Here is a 23,876-nt window from a genome sequence, read left to right as displayed (position 1 = left end):
TGCAACCCGGGACTGGCATCAGGCTTCTTTGACGCGGTGATTATCACCGCCCCCACGGTTCAGGCTAACCCTTTGCTCGCAGCGACACCCAGTTTCACCAAAGTCACCAACAGGTGAACACAAGAAATTTTATCGCTGCATTAAAGAGCGTGCTAAGCCGGGCAGAACTCCTCAGACCAACACCGATACCGGGATTATAGAAACGATCCGTCAATGGAATACGCGCCATATCGATTCCGATACAGATGATATATTGAACCGTTTATATAAACGCTGAGACCTGCTATTCACAAGACACTTATATTACAGAGAATAAAGCTTATTTTAGCAACGGACCCAGCGAAGAGGGGGGCAGTTCATCCAGCGGTGTCGCCCGATATTTCTTCAGCAATAGCTTTTTGTTATTAAGCTCTGGTTTAAGCACTACACGCTCGACCAGATTGAGATATCGATCGACCATTTTCAGGCGGTCTTCGCGCCGCGCTTTATCATCCCGGGCAGTCTCCAGGAACAACTGCGCCAGATTAAGCACCGCAGACTGATTGTTGAAATCAAAATCAATAGCTGCACCAAAAGATTTGATCGCCAGACCAAACTTTCCGGATAGATAGTGTTTGATACCCAGCCGGTTTGCCTTATCACTCATATCCGGACTCAGTTGCTTAGCGTTGGAATCAGCCTCTTTTCTGACAGGGACTGCCTGAGATTTCTCCAATACAGGCAACGCTTCACCCGACATCACCAACAGTTCCCGGTCGATATCAACAGGCGTTTCCATCTCCCGGTTGACCAGTTTAGCATCTCTGAGAAAGCGCTCTTTCGCATGACTATCGCCAACATCCTCAGCCAGTTGACTACGGATCAAAAACGCGCGAACTTCTGCGGCACGGTCCGTTGAGAACTGTTTACGAACATTAACGAGTAAACCATCAATCTCACGCTCAATCTGCTCACGAGTAATCAGATCGCTGCTTTTTACCTCCATCCGCCTAAGGTTCGCCAGTTTCAGATAGGGCTCAGCAGAATGATAACAACTGTGTTTGCCCAGCGAGATAGAGCGCCGATAAGCGCCTTTAGCCAGATCCATCTCCTGAGTCTGGACAGCGACACGCCCCAGCTCCATCTGCCGGGGAATCCCCAGAGGGGCGCGAGTAGTTGCTTCCTTAAGTGTTTCCCGGGCCTGCACCAGATCACCCTGCTTTTCATGAACTTCCGCTAACAGGTCATAGGCCGCAATCAGCAATGGGTTATCCATGATCAACTCCTGCAGCAGTTGCTCTGCAGCAGCAAGGTCATCCAGCCCCACATAAGCCCGGCACAAATAGAGTCCAGCCTCTTTGTCCCGGGATTCCCAGTAGATGCCATCAAGAAGCTCCCTGGCCCGCTCATATTCGCCCAGATCAAGCAACAGGGTTCCTCTGACTTTTTGCAGATGACTGTATTCGGGATGCTGCCGGTCGATCAACGCTTCACAAATCTGCAAAGCCTGATTAAACGCACCAGACTCTAGTGCCAGATCCACGGGACGTAACGCCAACTTGCGCCGCATAATATGATCGAGACGGTATTTCAGCTCTTCAATTGAGAAGGGTTTTGAGATCAGGTCATCGGGATGACTATCAATGGCATGCAGGATAACCTCTTGTGAAGAATCGCTGGTCATACAGACCCAGGCAGCACTGGGCTTGATATAACCGCGATAGCGAGCTTCCTCAAGTATCTGAATACCGGTGACACTATCACTGGCGTTGTGACCCAAAAGAATCACATCAAAATCATTTTGCGCAATCAGCGGGATAACCCGGTCATTGATGGTAATCGCTTTGACATTGGTAATGCCCAGTTCGCGCAGCATGTAGTAAATTGTTGCACGCATGTTACCGCTACTATCGATTAACAGGACATGCTTGTCTGTATAATCAATCTCGATATCAATGGTATTGTTACGCAAAGCGGTCACGGGCCAGCCTTATCCTTAAACCTTAATCCAATCAAGTATAAGAGCCACACCCCTGAGGAGAAAGAAAAAACATCACAAAACGGGATCAGTTTTCTGCAGGCAAAAAAAAGCACCGAGTGTAGGGTGAAACGCTCGGCGCTAAATACAGTTCTATGCTGTGAAAGACATATTATAGGCTTCCGACAAAAGAGATACTGATCCATGTCAACTGTCGACCTGTTAAGCTATTTTACTCGACAGCTCTTCATACAACTTTTGACTAAGCGCTGCCACAGTGATATTCCAGTAAACTAAAGATAACTAAAAGAATCAGATCTGATATGACAACCGCATTTATTACTCATCATGACTGTGGCCTGCACAATATGGGGCCGGAACACCCAGAGAGCCCTATCCGCCTCCTGGCAATCCAAAAGGTCTTACAGAAAACAGGATTGATTGAGCATCTGAAACAGATGGAATCGGTGCATGTCACCCCAGAACAGATTCAGCTGGCACACGCCAACCTCCACCAGAAACGCCTGGAAATGAAAGTCCCTGAAGAGGGGGTTTTCTACGCCGATGAAGACACCGCCCTCTGCCCCGATTCACTGCATGCCGCCAGTCTGGCTGCAGGATCAGCTATTCTGGCTACCAACCAGGTGCTCGCTGAAAAAGTAGACAACGCGTTCTGCGCGGTTCGCCCTCCGGGCCATCATGCGGAGCATAATGCCGCTATGGGGTTCTGTTTTTTTAACAATGTTGCCATCGGTGCTATGCATGCCTTGCAGCAACCCAGTGTTAACCGGGTTGCCATTGTTGATTTTGACGTTCACCACTGCAATGGCACTGTTGACATCTTTAAAGACAAACCCGAGGTGCTGGTATGTTCTACCTTCCAGCACCCCTACTACCCCGAACGGTATAGCGACATTCAGCGGGATAATATCGTCAACTGCCCAATTGAAGCCCATACCCGCGCCTCAGTTTTTCGTGAGCAGCTAGAAAAGCACTGGCTACCCGCTCTGCAAAAACATAAACCTGACATCATCTTTATCTCCGCTGGATTTGATGCACACCATGAGGATCCGATGGCGGATCTTAACCTGACCGAAGAGGATTACCGCTGGGCAACACAACTGTTAACAGACGCAGCCCGTACCACCTGCGGAGGTCGCATCGTCTCAGTACTTGAAGGCGGTTATAATCCGGTCTCACTGGCGTTTAGTGTGCAGGCGCACCTGGAAGTGCTGGCGGGGTATTAACTACAAGAACGTCGCTGCGCGACTTGTTAGCAGCTAGACGTCACTTCGTGACTTGTTAGAAAAAGCAAAAACAAAAAAAAACCGCCCGAAGGCGGTTTTTTTTAAGATCGTAGGTTTAACCTACGAACTTGATCATCACACCCGCGGCAACCGCGGAGCCGATGACTCCGGCTACGTTGGGGCCCATGGCATGCATTAGCAGGAAGTTCTGAGAGTTTGACTCCAGACCCAGCTTATTCGATACACGGGCAGCCATCGGTACTGCAGATACACCAGCAGAACCGATCAGCGGGTTGATGGAGTTACCACCGGCCATCTTATTCATAACCTTCGCCATCAGCACACCACAGGCGGTACCGATACCGAATGCGATCACGCCCAGCACCAGAATACCCAGTGTCTGGATATCAAGGAACTTATCAGCGGACAGTTTAGAACCGACTGACAGGCCGAGGAAGATAGTCACGATGTTAATCAGCGCATTCTGAGCAGTATCACTCAGACGATCAACAACACCACACTCACGCATCAGGTTACCGAAACAGAACATACCCAGCAGTGGCGCCGCATCAGGCAGCAGCAAAGCCACCAGAATCAGCAACACGATCGGGAACATGATCTTTTCAGTCTTCGGTACATGACGCAGCTGAACCATAGAGATCTTACGCTCAGCTTCCGTGGTCAACGCACGCATAATAGGCGGCTGAATCAAAGGCACCAGAGCCATATAGGAGTATGCGGCTACCGCAATTGCACCCAGAAGATCTGGAGCCAGTAACGAGGCTACATAGATTGCTGTTGGGCCATCAGCACCACCGATGATACCGATCGCCGCAGCATCCTGAATAGTAAAGTCCATCAGACCCAGCGTAGTCAGACTCACTGCGCCCATAATGGTCGCGAAGATACCAAACTGAGCGGCAGCCCCCAAAAACAGTGTTTTAGGATTTGCCAGCAACGGACCAAAATCGGTCATAGCACCAACACCCATGAAGATAATCAGGGGCGCAGCGCCAGAAGCGATCGCTACAGTATAGAAGTTATACAGCATACCATTGTTGAAGCCGTGATCATTCGCAGCATAAACCGCTGCAGTATGAGACGCGCTGTCTGCCATATGATAAGCATGCTTAAGTGCTTCAGGTTCAGTACTGCTGATATGCAGCGCTGCAGCGAGATTGCTAAGCATCTCAGGGCCACCCAGATGGATGGCGTTTTCAACCGCAGACATCGCCAGACCGGCTTCGGGAATATTGGCAAGAATACCGCCAAAACCGATCGGCACCAACAGCAAAGGCTCAAAGTTCTTGCGAATCGCAAGGAACAAAAGTAGCAGGCCGATCAGAATCATAAAGATCTGGCCCGGTGCCACATTATATACCCCTGACGCGTGCCAGAGGTCCAATAGCTTATCCATTTAGATCCGCCCTTACACCAGAGTCAGCAGGCTGTCACCAACCTGAACTGTATCGCCGTCTTTAACATCGATGGTCGAAACCGTACCGGCACGCGCTGCACGGATTTCAGTTTCCATCTTCATCGCTTCCAGAATCACCAGAACATCACCTTCCTGAACAACCTGTCCGGCAGAAACAACAACTTTCCAGATGTTACCTGCCAGTGGCGCAGGAACCGATTCAGCAGGACCAGATGCAGCAGGTGCAGCAGCGGCAGGTGCAGCAGCTGGAGCAGCCGCAGTGATATCACCACCTTCAGAAACCTGAACAACGTAGTTCTGACCGTTAACATTGATGGTGTAAGTCTGTGGACCAGTATTCTTAGGTGCAGCCATTGTCAGGGCGTCCTCTAATGTAGGTGCGGGTTCAAATGCGTCTGGATTACCGCGATTTTCAAGGAATTTAAGACCGATTTGTGGGAACAGTGCATAGGTCAGAACGTCGTCAATCTCATTTTGACCGGATGCAAGGCTAACGCCTTTCTCAGTTGCCAGAGCTTTGAGCTCAGCAACCAGTTTTTCCATTTCTGGTTCAAGCAGATCAGCCGGACGACAGGTGATTGCTTCACCTCCATCCAGAACACGAGCCTGAAGTTCAGCATTATAAGGCGCAGGCGCTGCACCATACTCACCTTTCAGAACACCCTGAACCTCTTTAGAGATGGTTTTATAACGCTCTCCCATCAGCACGTTGATAACCGCCTGAGTACCCACAATCTGTGACGTTGGTGTAACCAGCGGAATCAGACCCAGATCTTCACGAACCCGTGGAATCTCGGCTAACACTGCATCAAATTTATCCGAAGCGCCCTGCTCACGCAGCTGGCTTTCCATATTGGTAAGCATACCACCCGGCACCTGGGCAACCAGAATGCGGGAGTCAGTACCACGCAGAGAGCCTTCAAACTTCGCATATTTTTTACGTACTTCGCGGAAGTACGCAGCGATCTCTTCCAGTTGCAACAGATCGAGACCAGTATCACGATCAGTACCCGCCAGTGCCGCTACTACCGATTCAGTTGCGGTATGGCCGTAGGTCATGGACATAGAGGAGATTGCGGTATCAACCCGGTCAATTCCCGCTTCCACGGCCTTGAGAATAGTCATGTCGGACAAGCCCGAAGTCGCATGAGCGTGTAGCTGGACTTCAAGATCAGTCTGAGCTTTCAGACGAGACACCAGATCAAATGCATCATAAGGGGTCAGGATGCCGGACATATCCTTAATCGCAATCGATTCAGCCCCCATATCTTCGAGAGTCTTAGCGTACTCAACCCACATGTCGATGGTGTGTACAACACTCTTTGTATAAGAAATGGTGCCCTGGGCGTGTTTGCCTGACTCTTTAACCGCCTTAATCGCAGTTTCAAGGTTACGGGGATCGTTCATCGCATCAAAAATACGGAAAACATCTACACCGTTGGTAGCCGCACGCTCAACAAACTTACTTACCACATCATCAGCATAGTGACGGTAGCCAAGCAGGTTCTGACCACGCAGCAGCATCTGCTGCCTGGTGTTCGGCATCGCTTTTTTCAGTTCCCGGATACGATCCCATGGATCTTCACCGATATAACGAATACAGGAATCAAATGTCGCTCCGCCCCAGCTTTCAAGGGACCAGAAACCGACTTTATCCAGTTTCTCAGCGATTGGCAGCATATCGTCGATGCGCATGCGCGTAGCAAACAGCGACTGATGCGCATCCCGAAGTACGACATCGGTAATGCCAAGAGGTTTTTTATCAGACATGGGTATAGGCCTTTTGTCGATTAATGCTCTTTAAAGTTAATTATTGGTTTGAGTTGTCAGGCTAATCAGTCCTTACGGAACTGATGAACCGCAGCAGTCATCACTGCGATCAGCTCATCGCTACCTGAAGCCGCAGCTGCAACCGCAACTGACTTTGGCTTGGCCGGTTTAGGTGGAGCCTCAGGCGCCACCTTCGCAATCAGCTTCGACATAATGCCTGTGGCAAAAACCAACAGGGTCAGGAATACGAAAACGAATCCCATACCAAAGACCATTAAACTTAGGCCTTCTGACATTAGATTATCCATCTAACGGGTGCTCCTTCTTTGTACGAAACCCATAAGTCTGCTGCTGGCTTGTGGCCGCAGTTTCTCCCCCGAAGGTTGAATCCGGCTGCAACAGAACAGATGAACAGTTAGTAAATGGTGAACAATTAAACCTGAAATATAACGTTCAGGCAACCGCTTAAAATATAATTAATGCATAAAAAGTGCCGCAAACTTCTGTAAATAAACTACAAAAAACAGCTAAAATACGACAATTTACGATGTTAACCAATTCAGTATTTCAGCCTTTAATCAGACCTCAGGGCGGTAAACTTTAACGTTCATATAGCCCTTATCCTGCAGGTTCTGGGCATGCATCTGACTCATAATGCCCTTATCACAATAGAGTAGATACTCTTTATTCTGATCCAGATCCTGAAATTTTGTTTCAAGCTCAAAAAATGGGATCAGCAGCACTTCAGCCTTAGGCATATTGAAGGGTTTACGCTCCTGATCCCGACTGTGACGGATATCAATAATCATCTGATTCTCACCTACCCGGGTCAATGCCTCAATAGTTGTATGGATATTTATATCTTCAACAATTTTATCGATGGTAATAACCTGAGTGTTTTCCAGCGCCTGCGCCAGAATGTCATAGTCAAAGTTAGCTTCCTCCTCCTCTATCCGCTCAATCCTGGCATTGGTTGTCGGACGATCAGAGATAACACCGCAGTACTCTGGAATATTTTTGGCAAAATCATAGGCACCAATCTGCTTGGTCAGATCAATAATGTCCTGCTTATCCATCGTTATCAGTGGCCGCACTATCAGCTTGGAGGTTACCGAATCGATCACCTGAAGGTTAATCAGCGTCTGACTGGACACCTGCGCGATACTTTCACCGGTGACAAACGCAGGCAGCTTCATACGGTCAGCAACTTTCTCAGCCGCCCTCATCATCATCCGCTTCAATACCACGCCCATGTGAGTGTGGTGGACGTTCTGCAAGATCTCCCCAACGACTTCATCGAAAGGCACAGAGATAAACTTTACCCGCGATGCGCTGCCATATTTCTGCCACAGATAAAGGGCGATCTGTTTTACACCGATCTCATGGGCACGACCACCCAGATTGAAAAACAGGAAGTGGGTTTTGCTGCCCCGACGCATCGTCATATAGCTGGCAACAACTGAATCAAAACCGCCGGAGATCAGTGATATAACATCTTCCTGTGTTCCCAGAGGGTAGCCTCCTAAACCTTTATGCTGATGCGATATCAGAAACAGATGTTCATCACGAATCTCAAGCTTAACCGTCACCTCAGGGTTATGCAGATCCACCCCTTTAGTGTCACAATGCTCCAGCAGGCCTCCGCCGATATAGCGCTCCAGATCTGTAGATCTGAACTCATGCTTGCCACCACGTTTGATCCGGACAACAAAAGTCTTGCCTTTAATCTCATCAGCATAGACCGACTTAGCAATCTGAAAAACATCCTCAAATGATCCCAGCGGATACTGATCTACTTCCAGAATATGCTGGATACCGGGAGTACACATCATCAGTTCAATCGCCTGTAGCCGCAATTCAGCATCAGCAGAGGGCAGCTCAACTTCAACCCGATCCCACAAACCGCGCACTTTAATATCATTATCAATACGTTTCAGCGTCACCTGCAGATTGGATTGCAGGCGCTGAATAAAACGCTTACGCACAGGCTTGCTCTTGATGGTAATTTCGGGAAAGAGTTTGACGATAAATTTCATGATGTACATCTGCAGAGGGTTAAAAGGCCGACCATTATACATTGCAGGGTAGAGGGGACAAAATTCATCCAGATATACGCGCTTTATAATGGGAAAAAAGAAGGCAAAGATGCTGAAACGCGATATGACAGTAACAAAGGTTAAGGCAGGTAATAAGTGGCGCGCCCGGCACGATTCGAACGTGCGACCGCCTGGTTCGTAGCCAGGTACTCTATCCAGCTGAGCTACGGGCGCTAAATGGCGGTGAGCGAGGGATTCGAACCCTCGATAGAGTTTCCCCTATACGCCCTTAGCAGGGGCGCGCCTTCAGCCACTCGGCCAGCTCACCTAAACAACGGCGCGTATAGTACAATACTGATTTTCAAAAGAAAAGCGCTAATCTTAAAAAACAAAGATTATTCGCTATCCTGCTCTTTTTCCTTCTGAATGCGCTGATAAATTTCCTCACGATGCACAGAAACATCCTTAGGGGCATTCACACCAATACGAACCTGATTACCTTTTACACCCAGCACAGTCACGGTGACATCATCACCAACCATCAAGGTTTCACCAACTCGGCGAGTAAGAATAAGCATAGAAAAATCTCCTTATTTAACAGACAAGTACTACAGACCTGACCTCTCCTGTTTGCATTATAGCGTAACAACGGGCTGTCGCAGGGGAACCTTGCGTTAAACATTATATTTGCTCAGCAGTGACCTAACTATAGACCACTACTGATAAGTTTATTCGCTAACTGTATCAGCCGCGTCCAGATCAAAAGCTGAGTGCAATCCGCGCACAGCCAACTCAAGGTATTTCTCTGCAATTACCACAGAAACCTTAATTTCAGACGTTGATATCATCTGAATGTTGATGTTGTCACCCGCCAATGTATCAAACATCTTACTGGCAACACCAGCATGAGACCGCATACCAACCCCCACAATGGAGACTTTAGCAATTTTATTATTACCAATGATCTCCCGGGCGCCCAATTCATCTCTGATTTTCAGCAGAATGTCCTGCGCCGCGACAAAGTCGTTACGGTGTACGGTGAATGTGAAGTCAGTAGAGTTATCCGCAGCAATATTTTGCAGAATCATATCCAGTTCAATATTTGCGCGACTGATAGGCCCCAGAATACGAGAAGCGACACCTGGAATATCTGGCACACCCAGAACTGTCAGCTTCGCTTCATCGCGGTTAAATGCAATACCTGAGATGACCGGTTTTTCCACTGTATCGTCTTCCTCTGTTGTTATAAGCGTGCCCGGCCCATCCTGAAAACTATGCAGAACCCGCAGTGGCACATTATATTTACCCGCAAATTCGACAGAGCGAATCTGCAACACCTTTGACCCAAGGCTGGCCATTTCCAGCATCTCCTCAAAGGTGATCTTATCCATACGCTTCGCGCCTTCCACAACCCTCGGGTCAGTGGTATATACGCCATCAACATCCGTATAGATCTGACACTCGTCAGCCTTCAGTGCAGCAGCAAGGGCAACCCCCGTCGTATCTGAGCCGCCACGCCCCAGAGTGGTGATATTGCCATCAGGATCAACCCCCTGAAAACCAGCAACAACCACAACTTTTCCCTGCTCCAGGTCAGCACGCATGCCATCCACTTCAATATCCTGAATCCGTGCTTTCATATGCACATCATCGGTCAGAATCTTAACCTGAGCACCGGTATAAGAACGCGCACTAACCCCGCGAGCCTCAAGCGCCATACATAACAGGGCGATTGTGACCTGCTCACCGGTAGACAGAAGCACATCCATCTCCCGGGGGCTCGGCTGGACCTGCATCTCTTTAGCGAGAGCAATCAGACGATTTGTTTCACCGCTCATCGCGGAAACGACAACCACAATATCGTGACCTGCGTCACGGAACCCTTTGACCTTATCGGCTACCCCCTGAATACGCTCAACGGTTCCGACCGACGTTCCACCATATTTTTGTACATATAGGGCCATATTTATCCGTTCCCATCATCAGCCACCAGGCCTCAGTTATTACAATCGTTTCTTACAAGCTCTGCTCAACTAACTGCTGCACTTCAGCCAGAGCCGCTGGCAATGCCTCAATATCAGTACCACCACCCTGGGCAAAATCAGGACGACCACCCCCCTTGCCTCCCAGGCGGGCCGTCAGGTCACGCACCAGATCACCCGCTTTAACCTTGCCGATAAGATCTTTAGTAACACCCGCAGCCAGACTGACCTTGCCATCAGCAATCGTCGCCAACACCACAATGCCGCTGCCAAGTTTATTCTTCAGCTGATCAATCGTGTCGCGCAGGGTCTTCGGATCAATACCATCCAGCTGCTCTGCCAAAACCTTAACACCCTTGACATCGACGGCACTGCCCAGCAGGTCTGCGCCTTTGGCGGCAGCAAGCTTCGCTTTCATCTGCTCCAGCTCTTTTTCAAGCAGACGACTCTTAGCCACCTGCTCCTGCAGTTTGGTTTCCAGCTGCGCGGCTGACTGCTCAATATATTCCAGCGCTTTTGCTCCGGTCACCGCCTCAATACGACGTACGCCTGCCGCAATGCCGCCTTCAGAAACAACCTTCAGCAGAGCAATATCTCCAGTGCGACTTGCATGGGTACCGCCACAAAGTTCGACGGAAAAACCTTCGCCCATGGTCAGAACCCGCACAGTCTCTTCATACTTCTCGCCAAACAGCGCAGCGGCACCGGTCTGCTTAGCCGCTTCCAGATCCATAATGTCGGTCTTAACAGCAGAGTTCAGACGAATCTGCTCGTTACAGATCTGCTCAATCCGCTTCATCTCTTCAGGCTTCACCGCTTCGAAGTGAGAGAAGTCAAAACGCAGGCGATCAGCATCACAGAGCGAACCTTTCTGCTGCACATGTTCACCTAACACCTGACGTAACGCTTCATGCAGAAGGTGGGTGGCAGAATGGTTGACCGCCGTTGCCCGGCGCTTAGCACTATCGACACGAGGCTGAACAGCATCACCTACTTTCAGGCTGCCACTGACGAGCACACCATGGTGCAGATGGTTCTTAGATTCTTTAGTACAGTCTTCAACCCGGAACTCAACGTCTGTCGCTGACAACAGGCCGGTATCACCGACCTGCCCACCGGATTCGCCGTAGAACGGGGTCTGATCCAGCACAACCATCCCCTTGTCCCCAGCATTTAGCTGCTCAACAGGCTCGCCATCACGGAACAACGCAACAACAGTGGCAGCGCCTTCCAGCTCGGTATATCCGGTAAAGGTTGTCTGCCCGTCAAGACGAAGAGTTTCATTGTAATCAACGTTGAACTTACCAGCCGCACGGGCACGGTTGCGCTGATCATCCATCGCCTGATCAAAACCATCCATGTCCACCGTCAGGTGATGCTCACGAGCAACATCCGCCGTCAGATCGACAGGAAAACCATAGGTATCATACAGCTTAAACACCGTCTCCCCGGGAATCTCCGTACCGGCCAGATTTGCAATGACCTCTTCCAGCAGACGTAAACCATGATCAAGCGTCTTAGCGAATTGCTCTTCCTCTTTCAGCAGCACGCGCTCTATCTGCGCCTGTTTCTCTTTAAGCTCAGGATAGGCATCGCCCATCTCAACCACCAATGCAGCCACCAGCGTATTGAAGAAGGGGCCTGAAGCACCCAGCTTATTACCATGACGCACCGCACGGCGGATAATTCGACGCAGTACATAACCTGCACCTTCATTGGATGGAATTACCCCATCACAAATCAGAAAAGCACAGGAGCGAATATGGTCGGCAATAACCCGTAATGACTGTGTATCGGTTTCCTTGCATCCCACCGCAGCAGATGCTGCTTTCAGAAGATTCTGAAACAGATCAATCTCATAGTTGGAGTGCACGCCCTGCAGTACCGCAGCAATCCGCTCAAGCCCCATACCGGTATCAATAGACGGGTTAGGCAGCGGTTCCATTGAACCGTCAGCAGAGCGGTTAAACTGCATGAACACCAGGTTCCAGATCTCGATATAACGATCGCCATCCTCTTCCGGACTTCCGGGAGGTCCACCCCAGACATCGGCACCATGATCGAAAAATATCTCACTGGATGGGCCACAGGGACCCGTATCGCCCATCGACCAGAAATTATCCTCATCCAGTTTGGAGAACCGGGCAGGATCAATACCCACTTCATCCTTCCAGATTTTCTCGGCTTCATCATCCGAGATATGCACGGTTACCCAGAGCTTCTCTTTTGGCAGTTCCAGGATTTCAGTCAGAAAGTACCAGGCAAAATTGATCGCATCACGTTTAAAATAGTCGCCGAAACTGAAGTTACCCAGCATTTCAAAGAAGGTATGGTGACGGGCTGTATAACCGACGTTATCCAGGTCATTATGCTTGCCGCCAGCGCGCACACAGCGCTGACTGGTCGCCGCCCGGCTGTAAGAGCGTTTATCACTACCCAGAAAGACATCTTTAAACTGTACCATCCCCGCATTGGTAAACATCAGGGTAGGGTCATTCCCAGGAATCAGTGAACTACTCTCCACAATTTCATGCCCCAGGGATTCAAAATATCCCAGGAAGGCCTGACGCAGTTCAGCACTTGTCATATTTTTCATAGCTTTAATCGCTCTAATACTTAACCGTCACCAGCCCTGTTTCCGATACAAAACAGAAACTTAGAAACAGGCATGGAAATCATTATAAAAATGGCGAAGTAGTATATAACGAGACGATTAAATCTACGAATTTTTTTATATCAGAGGGTGGTTTCAGGTAAGAAGCGACTATCAGAGATAGGAGCGCTGACAGGTAGAAAAGGCTGTTAGCGTAGTTTAGTATTTCTACTCCTGCTCAGCGGCAATAACATAGTTGATCTGCTCCGGACTAAAGCCGCGCTGAGCCATAAAGCGCATCCTTTTACCCCGCTCTTTAAAGTCAGACTCATCCAAAGCCACCCGGTACTTTCGGCGATACATATCCAGCGCCAACTCAAACCAATCAATATTCGCAGCCTCAAACGAAGCGGCAACCAGGTCACTGTCTATACCTTTACGCTGCAACTCGAAGCGAATTTTTATCAGGCCCTGTCCCTGTCCAACCCGCATACGGATAAAGCTTTCCGTAAAACGTTGATCCGATTGATAACCATTGCAGGCCAACTCATCCAGGACCTCATCCAGATCAACCCCTGCACAGCGCCTGCCAAGCTTTTCCAACAACTCCTTACGGGAGTGCTCTCTGCGAGCCAGCAGCCCGATAGCCGCATTTTTTACCTCAGATTGAGTTTCGTACACGCTCGGGCTCCTATCTGACCAGAATTGAAACAACCGCTATTTTTCAGATGAAGTAAACACAACAGCAAAGACGATCAGCCAGGCCTGTCGCTATCAAAAAGGAGCCAAAAGGCTCCTTTCATAAAACGCATCTATATTACCGCCAACCTGCCGCTTACAGGTCTAGCTGGGGCTCAGCCTCTGCCGCCTCAGACTCTTTCACTTTTGGGCCAGACACCGCCAGCAGTTTGGCACGGATAGCAGTTTCAATCTCATTGGCAACTTCAGGATGCTCCTCAAGATATTTAGCCGCATTCGCCTTACCCTGACCAATTTTAGTGCCCTGGTAGGCATACCATGCCCCCGACTTATCGACAAAATCATGCTTAACGCCAAGGTCGATAACTTCCCCCATATGATAGATACCGGCACCGTACATAATTTGGAATTCGGCCTCACGGAATGGCGGCGCTACCTTATTTTTTACAACCTTAACGCGGGTCTCGTTACCCACTATCTCATCGCCCTGCTTAACTGAGCCTATGCGACGAATATCCAGGCGTACAGAAGCGTAAAACTTCAATGCATTACCACCAGTAGTCGTTTCAGGACTACCAAACATAACACCGATCTTCATCCGAATCTGGTTAATGAAGATAACCAGAGTGTTAGCATTCTTAACGTTACCGGTGAGTTTGCGCAGAGCCTGAGACATAAGACGAGCCTGCAGCCCCATATGAGAGTCACCCATCTCACCCTCAATCTCAGCCTTAGGTGTCAGTGCAGCCACAGAGTCTACCACCAGCACATCAACTGCATTAGAGCGCACCAGCATATCGGTAATTTCCAGCGCCTGCTCACCGGTATCTGGCTGAGAAACCAGCATATCGTCAACATTAACTCCTAGCTTCTCGGCATAACCCGGATCAAGTGCATGCTCAGCATCGATAAATGCACAGGTCTTACCCATCTTCTGGGCTTCAGCAATCACCTGCAGTGTCAGAGTCGTTTTACCAGAGGATTCAGGACCATAGATCTCAACAATCCGCCCGGTTGGCAAACCGCCTATACCAAGAGCAATATCCAGCCCTAAAGAACCGGTCGAGATTGCAGGAATCGCCTCCCGGGGGTGATCCCCCATCTTCATCACGGCGCCTTTACCAAACTGACGTTCAATCTGACTCAGGGCAGCATCAAGTGCTTTCTGTCTGTTAGCATCCATTGTAATGACCTATCTCTGCAGCGCAGTTAAAATACTGTATGTTTGACCAGCATTATTAACACAGCGCGTTCCGTTTGCAAGTAAAAAATATGTTTTTTTATACAGTGGTTTTATTTAGTTGTTTTATAAGTCCTTTTAGGGCCTCAACAACAGCCTGCTGACGCACAGCCTGGCGATCACCTGCAAACTGAAAACAGCAGGTTTCAGTGCCAACCCCCTTGAGATGCCAGGCCATCCACACGGTACCTACAGGCTTTAGCGGCGTTCCACCACCAGGACCCGCAACACCACTGACCGAAACACTTAGCAACGCCCGACTGTTAGCAACAGCACCTTCAGCCATCGCCACCACCACAGGCTCGCTGACTGCACCATCACTGATAAACAGCGCTTCAGACACGCCCAGCATATGGGTTTTGGCCTCATTACTATAAGTAACAAAACCACACTCAAACCAGTCTGAGCTTCCCGCCAGTGCAGTCATTTCCTGCGCTATCCAGCCGCCAGTACAGGATTCTGCCGTCGCTATACAAATATGTTTATCCTGCGCTAACTGTGCCAGAGTCTGAACAAGTTGCTGTGTATTCATCGACTGTCCTAGAACGAAGCTAAAAAAACAACATGAGCAGCACATATTCCCGCCCCTGATTCATGTTGAAAGCTATACTGTTACTTTTAGTTAGCCTCCCTTTTAGAGAAAGGCTTATCCAGATTCAACTGAGCTAACCAATACCAATGACTATAGTCCTCTTCAAGCCATCGTTCTAATGTACTATTCAACTGCTCAGCGACATCGGCTGTTGCCGATGCGCGATCAGAGTTAGCTTTCGGAACAATCGGAGACTCAATGATAGCCTCATAATTAGCCCCCGTCTTACGCTGTATGTGGATAGGAATAAGCGGCGCGTTATGTTTGACTGCAAGCTTCGCCGCCATCACCCGATTTCCCTGAAACGGCAGTTCTCTACCCAATGCAGGAGACCAGACCAGACCATCTTTTTCCTCATCGATATAGAGCAACAACCCACGGCCAGACTTCAACCAGCCCAGCAATTCTCTCGCCGCAGTTGGTGATGCGGGAATGTGACGATTACCGGTATCTTCAGGACAGAAATATTTACGAATTTTCAACGCCTGCTGCAATCGCGCCTTATCAGGAATAGGGTCATATAAAACGGCCCCCATTATTCCGTGGCGACGCATTACTTCAGCCATTAACTCCCAATGTCCGGTATGCGCACTTACGCAGATAATCGGGCCATCCACATTAGCAAGAAATTCACTACCAGTTACCGTCAACCGCTCAGCAGCTATTTTATGGAGTACCGGGTATTCGGCATACACTCGCCCTATATGGTCAATATGCTCTATGATCCGAGCCTCTCTGGCTTGCGGATCGGTCAGACCTTCCAGCCGCTCAAAGTTATGATGCAAGCGCGCTACCCATTTCCGTTTTAGTCTAATAGCTTTACGAGCACTTCTGCGGCCCAGCCAGCCTCCTATAGCCGAAGCAACATCAATCGGCAACAACCTTAGCAAACGAGCAAACAGCAACTCTGACCTTTGCTTAAAGGACAGTCCGTTAAGACCCATACTAACTCCTTCTACTCAGAATCATTGGCAGACCTCCTTTTGGCCTTAGTGTTAAACGGCATTCAATTTCCACTTTATAATTCTCAGGCAAACTAAGACGATAACGCTGAGCTAAAGTTGCCAGACATAAGATCCCTTCCGTAAGTCCAAAGCGCAACCCCAGACAAACCCGATGCCCGACACTGAAGGGTATATAAGTAAATTTATCTGGTTTAGGATTACCAGGCATAAACCGTTCGGGGTAGAACGCATTCGGCTGTTCCCACTCTTGCTCATGCCGATGTAACAACCAGGGTAACGCCAGCATTATCGTTCCCGCTTTCACTTTACTACCCCGTATTTCATCATCACTGCGCGCCTGGCGGCTTAACAGAGGTACCGGTGGATACAGCCGGAGTGAGTCCTCAAATACAGCACGCGTGAAAGGCAAATTAGCCACGTCTTCGAAGGTTGGCGTTCGCCCCTGCAAAACCTCATCAATCTCCGCATACATTTTGCTACGCGAGCGCTCGCAGCCATCCAGCAGATACCAGGTCCAGGCCAAAGCATTTGCTGTCGTTTCATGCCCAGCCATAAACATCACTATAGCCTCATTTCTTGCCGCCTCAGCACTCATGGGGCAGCCTTGTTTAGCGGACGAAGAACTCTCCCCACCCAGTAGCACAGACAGCAGTGTCAACCTGTCAGGCTTAGCGCCTCTCTGATAACGATCAATTATCTGGTCGATAACCTGATGAACTTCAGCGGTGGCCCTGGCAGCCTTTCTGCGCCGAACAGGGTTGGCCAAACCTTTTAAAAATGGCAAACCAAAAGTATCTGCATAATCGATCTGATTGATGGTGTGTTGATACTCAGTAAATCCACTGACAACCTTAGCAGCATCCTGGTCTGACACATCATCGCCAAACACTGTACGACCGATAATCTGCGCTGTTAGCCGCGCCATTTCATTGAGAACATCAACCGTTGAGCCATCAGGTAGTGCTTCCCAACGATGCGCCATCTCTACAGCCGAACTGGACATTATTTGCGCAAAACCAGGCAAAAAAGAGCTTTCAAAAGGAGGTGAGCACGCTTTACGCCGCTCCTGCCAAAGTAAACCATCGCTAACAAACAAACCGTCACCCAACAACGGTTCTAAAGCATGACGCATCTGGGGACTCTTTTTATCATAGATATCGTGCCGATCAAGAAATACCCGTCGAACCGTATCCGGCGAATTACAAAGGATGTAATCCTGATTCAACAATCTGAAAGACATTTTTCTGGCCCGATAAGCCTTATCCGACCAGATCGACAGCATGTTGCGGCGAAAAGCGGGCAAATTCCACAGAGAAAGACTAAAAGAATGTGGCCTTGACGCCATTACGGGGACAAACAGTGTTTGACTGTCAGGTATATTCATAGCGACTCTTTGCTCACAATAACAATTAAATTGCGGTTGATTTAAGAACAGTACCCTATTTACAGAGATACTGATAACGAATCAACAACCAAGTCGCGAACCACAGACAGATAGATCCGCGCGACTGTAACAGAATTAAGTACAGCCCCAATAGTTACCTCACAAAACAGGTACCCACAACTGATTCTCTCTTATATCAGCGAGGCATTTACTTTAGAATAGATGATCCACCTATATGCTTTACAGGACGATGTTATTAAGCATGGACAAACGTGTTGCACTGATTGGTTATTCATTCCGCCTGCCACAAACCACGGCAGATACTTTCTGGCAGGATCTGCTTGATAGAAAAGACTTTATTACCGAGGTAGAATCCGATCGCTGGTCGTTCGACACGTTTCTTCACCCAGATAAAAATCACCCGGGTAGCAGCTACACCTTCAAAGCGGGATCATTGGGTAATATTGCTGGCTTCGATGCTGACTTTTTTGGCATTTCCCCCCGCGAAGCAGCTGTCATCGACCCGCAGCAGCGCTATCTACTGGAAATGACCAGTGAAGCGATTGAACATGCGGGAATAAAAGCATCCAGCCTGCGAAAATCAGACACTGGTGTTTTCTTTGGCATTTCCAGCATCGATTACTCATATCGCATGAACGATGACCTGAGTGTTATTAACTCGTCCACAGCAACTGGCAACACCTCCAGCATCGCCTCTAACCGGATATCTTATAGCTTTGACCTAAAAGGTCCGAGCATTTCCATGGACACTGCGTGCTCATCAACGCTGGTGGCCTTTCACCAGGCTTGCCAGTCAATTCTCAGTGGAGAAGTTACCACTGCCCTGACGGGGGGGATCAGTCTTCACCTGCACCCGTTTGGATTCATTGTTTTTTCAAAAGCGACCATGCTATCTCCTGATGGTCGCTGTAAAGTGTTTGATGAATCAGCAAATGGCTATGTCCGCTCAGAAGGAGGCGGTGTTTTCCTGCTGAAAGACTATGACCAGGCAAAAGCTGACGGAGATACAATCTTTGCGGTCGTCGCCGCTTCATCGGTCAATACTGACGGCAATAAGTCAGGTATAACTATCCCGTCATGCCATGCTCAGACAGCGCTGATGGAGCAAACCTACCTAAAAGCGGGTATTAGCCCTGATCAGGTAGACTACGTTGAGGCTCACGGTACAGGCACCGCCGTTGGTGATCCGATAGAAACACGGGCAATTGGTAATGCTCTCGGACAAAAGCGCAAGACCCCGCTACCGATTGGATCAGTTAAAAGTAATCTCGGACATTTAGAAACTGCATCAGCGGTTGCCAGCCTGGTTAAAGCAGTGCTGATTCTCAAACACAGGGCAATCCCCGCGACCATTAGCATGAAAACACCCAACCCTGAAATTAAGTTTCAGGAATGGAACATTCAGGTTGTTGACCAGTTACACCCTCTTAAGGGCGATGGGATTATAACATTAGGCATAAATTCATTTGGTTTTGGCGGGGCAAATGCCCATGTAATTTTACAAAGCGATGAATGTTCTGCCGAGTCCCAAAACCCTCGCACGCTCAATGCACCTAAAGTTCTGCCATTAATCATCAGCGGAAAAAGCGAACAAGCACTGAAAGAAAATGCCAGTAAACTGGCCCGTTATCTGGAACAGAATAACGAGGCTTCGTTCTATGATATCGCCTGGAACTATAACCTGCGCAAGGAGCGTCACGCTGAAGCACTTCTGCTATTTGCTCAGAATAAAGAAGAAGCGCTCAAGAAGTTACTGAGTTTTACGCTAAGTTCTGAGACCGTTGAGAGCCCGGATTTTTATACCGGTACGGGACTAACCTCCTCCCCCGGCAGCGTGTTTGTTTATTCAGGTAACGGCTGTCAATGGGAAACGATGGGCAAATCCTTATTGGACTCTTCCGATGTGTTTTTACAAACCGTCATTGCGATAGATACGTTATTCTCAAACTATGCAGATTTTTCATTAATTGATGAGATTCAAGGCCTGAATGGCGAAAATCGTTTTCAGTACACTGAGATTGCTCAACCTGCACTCTTTGCAATTCAGGTAGGTATCACTGAACACCTCCGACACCAGGGAGTTACCCCTATAGCCGTTACCGGTCACAGCGTTGGTGAAGTTGCAGCGGCCTGGGCCTGCGGCGCTTTAACATTAGCAGACGCGGTCAAAGTTATCTTCTTCCGCAGCCAATGTCAGGGAACAACAAAGGGCCAGGGGGCAATGACTGCCGCAGCATTAAGCCTGGAAGACACCGAGGCACTGCTGCAACAGCCTGAGTTTTCAAAAATTCACCTCGCCGGAGTCAACAGCATCAAAGGCGTTACCCTAGCGGGTAGTCCTGAACAACTCAGGATGCTGGAGCAACAGCTCAGCAGTGCAAATATTTTTAATGTTCGATTGCCACTGGATTATGCTTTCCATAGCCCCGAAATGGATCCGATTGAACAGCAGCTTTTACAATCACTATCCGGACTAAAACCCAACAAAAGCACTATTCCCTATATATCAACAGTTACCGGTTTGCTGTTGGATGGCAGCCAGCTGAATACAGAATACTGGTGGCATAACATTCGCCAACCAGTTCTGTTTCAGCAAGCAATCGATACCATTATCGAACTGGGACACAATTGTTTTGTTGAGGTGGGCGCACATCCCGTTCTGAGAAGTTATCAACAGGACCAGATACGCCTGCATAACATTACAGCCAAAGTCATCCCTACGTTCACCCGAAACAAGGGAACACTCCCGGAACTGGAACAATGTGTTGCAAATGTAATTATGGCAGGAGCTGCCAGCATGGACAGATGGTTCCCCTGTTCAGGCAAGCGCCTGGAGCTGCCCTTATACGCCTGGCAGCATGAGAATTACTGGTATACCAGTACAGTCGAATCACTGCAGCTGCTCAACCGAAACTCAGTTCACCCACTACTGGGTGCACCTGTTCCTCACTCTCCATTGCACTGGGAAGGCAAGCTTGATACAGCTCGTATGCCCTGGCTCGCAGACCATAAAGTTGGGGACAGCGTTGTTTATCCTGGTGCAGGCTTTATTGAGCTTGCCCTGAATGCAGCCAGCCACTTCCGGCAGCAGGATAATGTAGAGATCGAAGAGTTTGAGATTCTCGCACCGTTAATATTAGAAGACGGTCAAAGCAAAGTTGTCCGAACCTGTGCTAACCCTATATCGGGTGACATCTCCATTACCACCCGCAGCTACACTGTAACCGATCAATGGACTCAGAATTGTAAAGCCCGGGCAGTTCATCAAACGACTGGACAGGCACTTCTGCTTGCCGCGCCAGAACGGCCGGACACAAGACCAGATTTTGACGCTAAGATACACCAACAGATGGCCCTGCAGGCTGGGCTTCAGTATGGCCCTGCGTTCAGTGCAATTAAACAAGGCTGGATTAGTGGCCACACAATTCTGGCAGAGTTGACGTTACCCGAATCAATTCAGTCCTCTGCTGATAAGTATCTGCTGCATCCTGGAATACTTGATAGCGCCATCCAGTTAGTCGTTCACTTTCTCACTAAAGAGCTGGCAAAGAATAATGGTACTGCTTTTATCCCGTCCCGCGCTGAGCGAGTCCTGATGAAACGCAGTAGCGGCGTTCAACCGGCTCTGGCGCGGATGGAGCTGCTACGTAAAGCACCGCACTCTTTACTGACCAGACTCGAACTTTTTGATGCTGCAGGTAACGCTATAGCGGTGCTTGACGGGGTTCGCTTTAAAGCGGTCAGACTATATAAATCAGAGGCAAGAGATGTAGCCTTTCTAAATTATCATCTCACACCAGTTCCGACTTCAGCGACTGATAAAACCTCATTGCAGACACCGCTGAACAATGCTGTCAGAAAAGCGTATCAACATCAGCAATCCCAGATACGCCGTTACAACGATGAGGTCGCTCCGTTGCTGGAAAGCATGATAGCCCATGCAATGGCTGAGTCAGTCAGCTCTACCCTGGGAGACAGGGCAACTTTAGATGCAGAGGTTGTCGAAGCACTTAACCTGGAAAAGCCTGATCTAAGTAATCTTCGGCAGCAGTTACTCAAGTCCGCATGCGAGTACGGAGTGCTGGAGAAGCATGACAACACTTTCAGCCTTAGCCCGGAGTTCAGCGCACCTGAAATCAGCAGCAACCTGATTTGGAATGCATTGCTGCGGGATTATCCTGATTTCTTTTCTGCAATCCATTTGGCTGGAAGAACTACATTATTACTGCAGCATATCTTTAAGCTACCCGGTGAAAGTGCTCCCGCAAAACAACCTGCGGACTCAACCCCAGGTCAAGAGGGCTATCAACGCTTATTCAGGGACTTGTTAACCCAAACGGCATATCCGGTTATAGCAACTGCTTTAAAACAGGTCATTGCTGAGCGACAGGATAGCCTGCAACCCGGACAACGCTTGCGAGTTCTGGAAGCAGCTTTATCACAGTGTCATTTTGGCTACAGCCTTTGTTCAAGCCTGAATTTCAACATTGCGGATTACTCATTTGCCAGCAACAACGAAGATGCTCTGGAAAGCGCTGGCCATTTGCGCGAGCGCTACCCTTTAGCAGACACATGCGAGTTAGGCTCCCAGACTGACGCCACCCCCTACCAGCTAGTGATAGTCACTTTAGACGACTACCGCCCCGAAAACTGCTTACAGCTATTGCAACAAATTAAACCATTGCTCGCTGAAGATGCGACAGTACTGATTTGTGGAATACAGCCATCTTTCTGGTTTGATTTTGCCTTTGGCCACAACCAGGACTGGTGGTTAAACCAAAACTCTGTACAGATATCCGATGAACAATGGCTGGCAACCCTCGAGCAGGAAGGTTTTTATGCGCAACAGCTACTTTCCAGGGAAGCCGATGATACAAGTTTCTTTCTGATCAGCAGTCGTTTCAAAGACAGTTATCCAACCTCAACCGAAACGGTTAAACAACCGGAACAGTGGCTGGTAATTGGCGGTATAAACCAGCACGAGCTGAATATCACTAATAGTATAAGTGCTATAAGCCCATCCATTGTAACCCGATACAAGAGCGCATCAGAGTTTAAACAACTTATTCAAGAGGCTGAAATTAATAATCCGGTCACCCGGATAATCCTCCTAGAGCAAATAGGTGAAAACTCAGACCCTCTGACTAGCCAGACACTTCGTTGTACCCAAGCCACTGAAATCTTACAACGGTTAGAAGAGCTAAATAGCACAGCGGATATTTTACTTATCACTCAGGGAGTAGGTGCAGCCCTCCCCTGTGATCAATCCTTGCCAGAAGAACACCATCCCTTGCCCCCAGCGGATGCAGCTTTGTGGGGCTTTGGTCGAACACTGATGAATGAATCACTGAGTAATCAGGTTCGCCTGATCGACCTGCCTACAACAATGACTCAGGCGGCCTACGCTGCATTTACGGACGAATTGCTGACGCCCTCTAATGAGTTTGAACTGTTTATCAATACTCAGGGGAGCCGCTTTGCTCCGAGGTTACGCAAAGAAGCCAAGCCGTCCTCTGCCGAGAGAGAAGCAGATACTGATCTGATCTCATTAGGGTTTGAACTTCCTGGCCAACTGCGTTACCTGCAATGGCAATCCCGCCCCGCCCGAGGTTTGGCAAATGATGAGATCGAAATAGAGGTAATGGCCACCGGCCTGAACTTCAGGGATATCATGTATGCTCTGGGGCTATTATCCGATGAAGCGATTGAAAATGGCTTTGCCGGGGCAACAATGGGCCTTGAGTTCGCCGGACGCATTATCCGTATCGGCTCAGCGATTGATAACTACAAGGTTGGCGACCCGGTTGTCGGTTTTGGTTCTTCTTGCTTCAGTAACAAGATTATCGCCACCCCCTATTCAATCGCGCCTATTCCGGCGGGTCTGAGTTACGAAAGTGCTGCGACGATTCCAACCACTTTCCTCACAGTTTACTACGCGCTGCACCACCTTGC

The 23,876-nt window shown here is 49.0% G+C and carries 15 protein-coding genes and 2 tRNA genes; 2 read left to right on the top strand and 15 right to left on the bottom strand.

Features of this window, described 5'->3' with window-relative positions; genetic code table 11:
- Positions 1–319: 319 nt before the first annotated feature.
- Positions 320–1,960 carry a tetratricopeptide repeat protein gene (locus tag ACQY8X_RS16250; protein ID WP_428036188.1) on the bottom strand — a complete coding sequence of 547 codons (1,641 nt, stop codon included), beginning with the start codon at positions 1,958–1,960 and terminating at the stop codon, positions 320–322.
- A gap of 320 nt (positions 1,961–2,280) precedes the next feature.
- On the opposite strand from ACQY8X_RS16250, the gene ACQY8X_RS16245 reads away from it, so the two are divergent.
- A complete protein-coding gene (locus tag ACQY8X_RS16245) occupies positions 2,281–3,204 on the top strand; it encodes a histone deacetylase family protein (RefSeq protein WP_428036187.1) in 924 nt (307 codons plus the stop codon).
- A gap of 115 nt (positions 3,205–3,319) precedes the next feature.
- Here ACQY8X_RS16245 and ACQY8X_RS16240 read toward each other — a convergent pair whose 3' ends face one another.
- The 14 genes from ACQY8X_RS16240 to ACQY8X_RS16175 all read right to left on the bottom strand — a co-directional run bounded on the left by ACQY8X_RS16240 (position 3,320) and on the right by ACQY8X_RS16175 (position 17,903).
- The gene (locus ACQY8X_RS16240) at positions 3,320–4,621 is read right to left on the bottom strand and encodes a sodium ion-translocating decarboxylase subunit beta (protein WP_428036186.1); all 1,302 of its coding nucleotides are present in this window, start codon (positions 4,619–4,621) and stop codon (positions 3,320–3,322) included.
- Between the two features lie 12 nt (positions 4,622–4,633).
- Positions 4,634–6,412, bottom strand: coding sequence for a sodium-extruding oxaloacetate decarboxylase subunit alpha (oadA, locus tag ACQY8X_RS16235; protein ID WP_428036185.1), 1,779 nt, complete (start codon positions 6,410–6,412; stop codon positions 4,634–4,636).
- Between the two features lie 65 nt (positions 6,413–6,477).
- Entirely contained in the window at positions 6,478–6,708 is a 231-nt protein-coding gene (locus tag ACQY8X_RS16230; protein ID WP_428036184.1) for an OadG family protein, read from the bottom strand.
- 282 nt (positions 6,709–6,990) lie between these two features.
- Positions 6,991–8,448 (bottom strand): tRNA uracil 4-sulfurtransferase ThiI, encoded by a 1,458-nt coding sequence (gene thiI / locus ACQY8X_RS16225; protein ID WP_428036183.1) that lies wholly within the window; start codon positions 8,446–8,448, stop codon positions 6,991–6,993.
- Between the two features lie 157 nt (positions 8,449–8,605).
- Positions 8,606–8,682 (bottom strand) — tRNA-Arg (locus tag ACQY8X_RS16220).
- Between the two features lie 4 nt (positions 8,683–8,686).
- Positions 8,687–8,776 (bottom strand) — tRNA-Ser (locus tag ACQY8X_RS16215).
- A 67-nt stretch (positions 8,777–8,843) separates the two neighbouring features.
- The gene (csrA, locus tag ACQY8X_RS16210; protein ID WP_019620695.1) at positions 8,844–9,026 is read right to left on the bottom strand and encodes a carbon storage regulator CsrA; all 183 of its coding nucleotides are present in this window, start codon (positions 9,024–9,026) and stop codon (positions 8,844–8,846) included.
- A gap of 150 nt (positions 9,027–9,176) precedes the next feature.
- On the bottom strand, positions 9,177–10,412 hold the full coding sequence (locus tag ACQY8X_RS16205) for an aspartate kinase (RefSeq protein WP_428036182.1): 1,236 nt from the start codon (positions 10,410–10,412) through the stop codon (positions 9,177–9,179).
- Between the two features lie 52 nt (positions 10,413–10,464).
- Entirely contained in the window at positions 10,465–13,017 is a 2,553-nt protein-coding gene (alaS, locus tag ACQY8X_RS16200; RefSeq protein WP_428036189.1) for an alanine--tRNA ligase, read from the bottom strand.
- A gap of 234 nt (positions 13,018–13,251) precedes the next feature.
- On the bottom strand, positions 13,252–13,704 hold the full coding sequence (locus ACQY8X_RS16195; protein ID WP_428036181.1) for a regulatory protein RecX: 453 nt from the start codon (positions 13,702–13,704) through the stop codon (positions 13,252–13,254).
- Between the two features lie 154 nt (positions 13,705–13,858).
- On the bottom strand, positions 13,859–14,905 hold the full coding sequence (gene recA, locus ACQY8X_RS16190; RefSeq protein ID WP_428036180.1) for a recombinase RecA: 1,047 nt from the start codon (positions 14,903–14,905) through the stop codon (positions 13,859–13,861).
- 97 nt (positions 14,906–15,002) lie between these two features.
- On the bottom strand, positions 15,003–15,494 hold the full coding sequence (locus ACQY8X_RS16185; protein WP_428036179.1) for a CinA family protein: 492 nt from the start codon (positions 15,492–15,494) through the stop codon (positions 15,003–15,005).
- An 86-nt stretch (positions 15,495–15,580) separates the two neighbouring features.
- Positions 15,581–16,498: a lysophospholipid acyltransferase family protein gene (locus ACQY8X_RS16180; protein WP_428036178.1), complete on the bottom strand. Its 918-nt coding sequence runs from the start codon at positions 16,496–16,498 to the stop codon at positions 15,581–15,583.
- 1 nt (position 16,499) lies between these two features.
- Entirely contained in the window at positions 16,500–17,903 is a 1,404-nt protein-coding gene (locus ACQY8X_RS16175) for a cytochrome P450 (protein WP_428036177.1), read from the bottom strand.
- A 262-nt stretch (positions 17,904–18,165) separates the two neighbouring features.
- Here ACQY8X_RS16175 and ACQY8X_RS16170 point away from each other — a divergent pair.
- A partial coding sequence (locus ACQY8X_RS16170; RefSeq protein ID WP_428036176.1) for a beta-ketoacyl synthase N-terminal-like domain-containing protein occupies positions 18,166–23,876 on the top strand: 5,711 nt, incomplete at its 3' end.

The organism is Amphritea sp. (assembly GCF_050300915.1).
In the GTDB taxonomy this organism is placed as follows: Bacteria; Pseudomonadota; Gammaproteobacteria; order Pseudomonadales; family Balneatricaceae; genus Amphritea.
The sequence above is the reverse complement of the archived record's forward strand: the minus strand, read 5'-3'. Positions and strand labels throughout refer to the sequence as shown.

Bases quoted from the DNA above. Each gene is read 5' to 3' on its own strand.
- ACQY8X_RS16185 (WP_428036179.1), bottom strand. From the start codon at position 15,494: ATGAATACACAGCAACTTGTTCAGACTCTGGCACAGTTAGCGCAGGAT.
- thiI (WP_428036183.1), bottom strand. From the start codon at position 8,448: ATGAAATTTATCGTCAAACTCTTTCCCGAAATTACCATCAAGAGCAAG.
- ACQY8X_RS16205 (WP_428036182.1), bottom strand. From the start codon at position 10,412: ATGGCCCTATATGTACAAAAATATGGTGGAACGTCGGTCGGAACCGTT.
- csrA (WP_019620695.1), bottom strand. From the start codon at position 9,026: ATGCTTATTCTTACTCGCCGAGTTGGTGAAACCTTGATGGTTGGTGAT.
- alaS (WP_428036189.1), bottom strand. From the start codon at position 13,017: ATGACAAGTGCTGAACTGCGTCAGGCCTTCCTGGGATATTTTGAATCC.
- ACQY8X_RS16230 (WP_428036184.1), bottom strand. From the start codon at position 6,708: ATGTCAGAAGGCCTAAGTTTAATGGTCTTTGGTATGGGATTCGTTTTC.
- ACQY8X_RS16175 (WP_428036177.1), bottom strand. From the start codon at position 17,903: ATGAATATACCTGACAGTCAAACACTGTTTGTCCCCGTAATGGCGTCA.
- ACQY8X_RS16245 (WP_428036187.1), top strand. From the start codon at position 2,281: ATGACAACCGCATTTATTACTCATCATGACTGTGGCCTGCACAATATG.
- oadA (WP_428036185.1), bottom strand. From the start codon at position 6,412: ATGTCTGATAAAAAACCTCTTGGCATTACCGATGTCGTACTTCGGGAT.
- ACQY8X_RS16240 (WP_428036186.1), bottom strand. From the start codon at position 4,621: ATGGATAAGCTATTGGACCTCTGGCACGCGTCAGGGGTATATAATGTG.
- ACQY8X_RS16180 (WP_428036178.1), bottom strand. From the start codon at position 16,498: ATGGGTCTTAACGGACTGTCCTTTAAGCAAAGGTCAGAGTTGCTGTTT.
- recA (WP_428036180.1), bottom strand. From the start codon at position 14,905: ATGGATGCTAACAGACAGAAAGCACTTGATGCTGCCCTGAGTCAGATT.